Annotated in this window: 4 protein-coding genes; 1 reads left to right on the top strand and 3 read right to left on the bottom strand. The window is 65.0% G+C overall.

The features are described from left to right. The coding region (locus tag MEICH_RS23145) for an ATP-binding protein (protein ID WP_036218174.1) at positions 1-2,747 on the top strand (2,747 nt) is incomplete at its 5' end. Between the two features lie 541 nt (positions 2,748-3,288). Here the strand turns inward: MEICH_RS23145 and MEICH_RS0102200 are convergent. The 3 genes from MEICH_RS0102200 to MEICH_RS27715 all read right to left on the bottom strand — a co-directional run. Next, complete coding sequence (locus MEICH_RS0102200) at positions 3,289-3,609, bottom strand: hypothetical protein (protein WP_027891265.1); 321 nt, start codon at positions 3,607-3,609, stop codon at positions 3,289-3,291. Between the two features lie 156 nt (positions 3,610-3,765). Continuing rightward, entirely contained in the window at positions 3,766-4,116 is a 351-nt protein-coding gene (locus MEICH_RS28345) for a class I SAM-dependent methyltransferase (protein ID WP_157202571.1), read from the bottom strand. An 8-nt stretch (positions 4,117-4,124) separates the two neighbouring features. Beyond that, the coding region (locus tag MEICH_RS27715) for a nucleotidyltransferase domain-containing protein (protein WP_174422428.1) at positions 4,125-4,690 on the bottom strand (566 nt) is incomplete at its 5' end.

Below are 4,690 nucleotides of genomic sequence, written 5' to 3'. Positions count from 1 at the left end.
CCCTGCGCCCGCCGCTGGTGGGGCGCGAGGCGGCGTGGGAGCGGATGGAGGCGGCGTGGGCCGCCCGGCAATTGGTCGTGCTCACGGGCGAGCCGGGGGTGGGCAAGAGCCGCCTGGCCCGCGACTTCGCGCTGTCGAAGGGCCCGCTGCAGACCAACCGGGGGCGCCCCACCGACCCCGGCGTGCCCTTCGCCACCCTCAGCCGCGCGGTGCGGGAGATGCTGCAGGAGAACCCCGGCCTCGAGCTGCCCGCCTGGGCGCGCCTCGAGCTCTCGCGGCTGGTGCCCGAGCTGGGCGAGCGGCCCCCGCCCCCCCTGCGCTCGCAGGAGGAGCGGCTGCGGCTGTACGAGGCCTTCGCCGAGCTCTGCGACCTGGCCACCCGGGACAAGGCCGCGCTGTTCAGCGACGACGTGCAGTTCTTCGACACCGCCAGCCTGGAGATGGGGCTGTACGCGCTGGAGCGCTTCCGCGAGCGGGGCGGGGGGCGGGGGCTGCTGGCGGCCTTCCGCAAGGGCGAGCTGCGGGCCGAGGCCGAGGCGCTGCTGCGGTCGCTGCTGGAGTCGGGCCAGGGGGTGCTGATCGAGCTCGAGCCCCTGGCCGAGCCCCAACTGCTCGAGCTCGTGCGGCGGATGTCGGGCTCGGGGGAGGGGCGGCTGTTCTCGCGCCGGCTCTACCGGGCCACCGCGGGCAACCCCTTCTTCGTGCTCGAGACCCTCAAGACCCTCTTCGAGTCGGGGCTCTTGAGCGTCAACGCGCAGGGCGGCTGGGAGACCCCCTACGACGAGGAGACCACCGACTACCGCGAGCTGCCCGTCCCCGCCTCGGTGCGCGAGGCGGTGCTGCGCCGGGTGAGCAACCTGGGCGAGGCCGCGCGGCGGCTGCTCGAGGCCGCCAGCCTGGCGGGCGACGGCTTCCGCCCCGAGACCCTGCAGGGGGCCACCGCCCTCACCGAGTGGGAGGCGCTGGAGGCGCTGGAGCGGGCGGCAGAGGCGCGCATCCTGGAGGCCATGCCCACGGGGGGCTACCGCTTCACCCACGACCTCTTCGCGCAGTCGCTCGCCGAGGCGCTCTCCCCCGAGCGCCGGCGGCTGCTCCACCTCAAGCTGGCGGCGGGCCTCGAGCGCCTGGGCGGCGAGCCGGCCCGCATCGCCGAGCACCTCGAGCAGGCCGGGAAGCCCAGGGAAGCGGCCTCGTGGTTCGTGAAGGCGGCCAGGGTCGCTGAGAAGCTGTATGCCTGGGGCGAAGCTCGTAACTTATACGGTCGAGCGCTGGAGCTTGGTCTGAACGACCGCGAGGCTTTTCAGGCGCACGCCGGGCGCTTCGACTGCTGGTATGCCCTGCGGGACTCAGCACAGCCCAGCGCCGACCTCGAGGCCATGCAGCAAATCGCCACCCGGCTGGCCGATCCTCTGCTCGTCAGCAAAGCGCTGGCGGAGCAGGTCTCTTTTTTCCACGCCACCGATCAATACGACCAGGCCCTCAGCATCGCCCAGCAGTTGCTGGCCCAGCCGGACCTCCCGCCGGAGCGTCGCGTTCAGGTCCTTCACCGCAGCGCCGATGTGCTGACGAGCCTGGGGCGTCTGGAGGAGGCGAGGAGCCGCTACCTGGAAGGGTTAGACCTCCTGGCAGGTGAGGTTTCCTATACGGCAGGGGTGCTCCAGGCAGCGCTGGCCGTATGCTGCTGGTATCAGGGCGACTACCAGGCCGCCGCTCACCACAACAATCTGGCGACGCGCATCTACGCCACCGTCGGGTACGCCCGCGGTGAGGTTCGCACCCTGGCGACGTCGGGCATCATCGCCACCAGCCTGGGCGAGACCGACCAGGCCATCGGGTTCTTCGAGCGGGCGATCGTACGGGCTCGAGAAACCGGTTTTCCGGTGCTGCTCTACAATGCCCTCACCAACCTGATCGAGATTTATCTGGAGCGGGCAGAGTTTGACCGGGCCAAACCCTTGCTGGAGGAAGCTTTTGCGGTGACACGGCCCATGAACCGTCCTTCGCACACCGCCCAGCTCCTCACCCAGCACAGCGCGTTGCACCGCGGGGCCGGCCAGCTCGGCGAGGCCATTACGGCAGCGCGCGAGGCCATCCGCCTGGTGGACGGGGTGGGCGAACTCAACGCACGGGTCGGCCACCGCCTGATCCTGGCCGGGCTCCTCCTCGAGCTCGGCGATGTGCAAGCAACAGGCGAAGCGCTGCGGGAGGTCGCCGGGTTGCTCGGTGAAAAACCGCACCAGCACAGGGCGGAGTTCGAGACCCTGCAAGCTCGCCTGGAATCCCTCCGCGCCCCGGCTGCCGCGCTCGAGCGGCTCGAAGCCTTGCGGGGTTCGGGGGCCAGCTTCGACCACGTCCGCGAGAATTTCTTCTGGCAGGCCAAAGCCCGCATCCTGCTCGCCCTCGGCGACCCCCAGAGGGCACTCGAGGCCGCTGCCCAGGCCGAGGACTCGCCCACCTTGCCCACCCTGTTTCTCAGGCTCGCGGCCCATGCCCTTTTGGGGTCGGTTGACCCGGACTTGCTCGCCGAAGCCGAACGCCAGCTCGAGCAGCACCGTCTCCCACCCCTGGAAGCCCTCGAGCTGCGCCGCGCCCTGGCCGACGCCTACGCCGCCCTCGGGCAGGCCGAGAAGGCCCGCCTCCTCCGCCAGGAGGCCGCGCGCATGGTCGGGGAACTTGCCCAGACGCTGGCCGACCACCCCGAGACCCGGCAGGCTTTCCTCGACCACAACCGCGACCCGGGCTGGTAGGCGCTCTTCTCGCGCTTGCCACGAATTCCCGCAGCCCGGGTGGAGGGCCGCAGGCCCCTAGCGCTTCGCCGGTACTCGGGGGTTTGCCGTTGACGCTCGAGAAAGTGTGTTTTGAGGCAGGTTATACCAGATTCGGTCAGTCCGTCACCGTTCGGTGACGCCGCCCCGCCAAGGCGGGGCGGCCGACCGAAGTTATCCGCGTAGCGGAGGGCGGTAGCGCCCCTTGGAAGGGAGACGTTTGCTTCGCCGGCCGTCAGGGAGGGGTGTGCTCTGGGATTCAAAAAGATAGCCTCTGGGTCTCTTTGGTTCGGATGACTATCTTTTTGAATCCGGTATTAGCCGTATGATCGCGGTTCCCACGAACACCTGCCAAGATCAGTGAAAATTCCCACGTTGCTTAGGTGGCTTCAAGTATTTAGCCTTCCAAATCGTTCGATGAGACTGAGGTATCGCAGAAAATCGCACAGTACAACTGCATATCTGGGTTCATCGTCGATTACTAACGAAATCTATCAGCTCACATAGTTCTTTGCTCCTTCCACTACAGGATCTTGGCCGCGCGCATGATCTCGGGGACGAGCACCAGGTCCTCGTACTCGCTCCGGGCCAGGTGCTTAAAGTAGTCCCAGTTGGCGGCGTGGAGGAAGGTGTCCACCCCGCCGCGGACGTGCTCGAGCATCCAGGGGTGGTCCTCCTCGGGGATCTCGGGGTAGGAGGTGCGCAGCACCCCCAGGCACAGCCGGTCGACGAGCTCGCCGCTCACCTGCTCGCGGCGGTCCACAGCCTTGAAGATCTCGGCCAGGGTGTGCCCCTTGATCGTGTGGTGCCAGCTCTTGATCTCATAGCTGGGTTCCTTAGGCATTGCTATTTCCTCCCCTTGATTCTACGGTTCAACTCGGACACCCAGCTCTCGTCGAAGGAGCGGGTCCTGCCCTGGGTAGGCAGGAGCTCGGCGAGGGCTGCAGCAGTACTTTGGCCATGCTTCCCGCGTATTGGCCCCTATTCGCTGGTATGGGGATCAAATTGGTGCTTCAGGAAGAAGGTCCTCATAACCACATGCAGCAACCGCGCGAATCCGCTTAGACCACAAATGGTTGAGCAGCGTAGTGACGAGATCTAGTGCATTCTGCTGACCAAGCTCAACCAAGGGCTCAACATCCAAAATGTATCGGTAAAAAAGGAAGCCATCTTCCGGATTTGAACGAAGCCGGGCGTCAAAGTCTTCGTTTTCCTCGATATATATCGTGCCCTTATCAAGATCTATAGCTCTCGTGCGGGCTTCAACGCCAAATAAGTTTTCCAGATCTGATGCCAGTTGTTCATAACTCAGATCCCCATCGACGTAAATCTTCGCGTAATAATCCCGCATGCTACCTCCTAACGTAGAGGAATCCACGGTCCGGCATCGAAAGGCCCTCCCTCACGAACTACCGAGATGTCAACCTTCATTCCCAATTCCTCAATTAGTTTACGCCGCAACGGCCTCAAGCCTGCTTCACCAGCGGATATTTTTCCATTTCTGACAGCATGTAACATCGTTCGTTCTGCTGCGCTGCCTGGATTAGGTGACTTGAAGAAGGCCTTGATTAGGTTGTCAAACTTTGACGAACTGACTCGTATAGCAATATCGAGGTCGGAATCAAGCCGGGCGGTACCCGCCGCCCGGCTACCATGTACCCGAATGTCATCGCTAATGTGGCTAACGTTCTGTCGGACGTAGGATGAGAGCCACGCGAATTGCTCAGCGGTAAGGCCTTGAGGAACTAGGGTGCTCGCCACGCCTTGTTTCTGCGAGTTCGTCCTCAGGGGCTCAACCTTTTCGTTCTGCCCAACCTTAACTCCATTTCCCTCGGGGGTGACGACCTCGCCCCCGGGCTGGGAGCGGGGCGGGACCTTGACCTGGCTGTACTGCTGGAGCTTGCCCCAGCTACCCCGAACACCGG

The sequence above is a fragment of the Calidithermus chliarophilus DSM 9957 genome, from assembly GCF_000430045.1.
In the GTDB taxonomy this organism is placed as follows: domain Bacteria; phylum Deinococcota; class Deinococci; order Deinococcales; family Thermaceae; genus Calidithermus; species Calidithermus chliarophilus.
The sequence above is the reverse complement of the archived record's forward strand: the minus strand, read 5'-3'. Positions and strand labels throughout refer to the sequence as shown.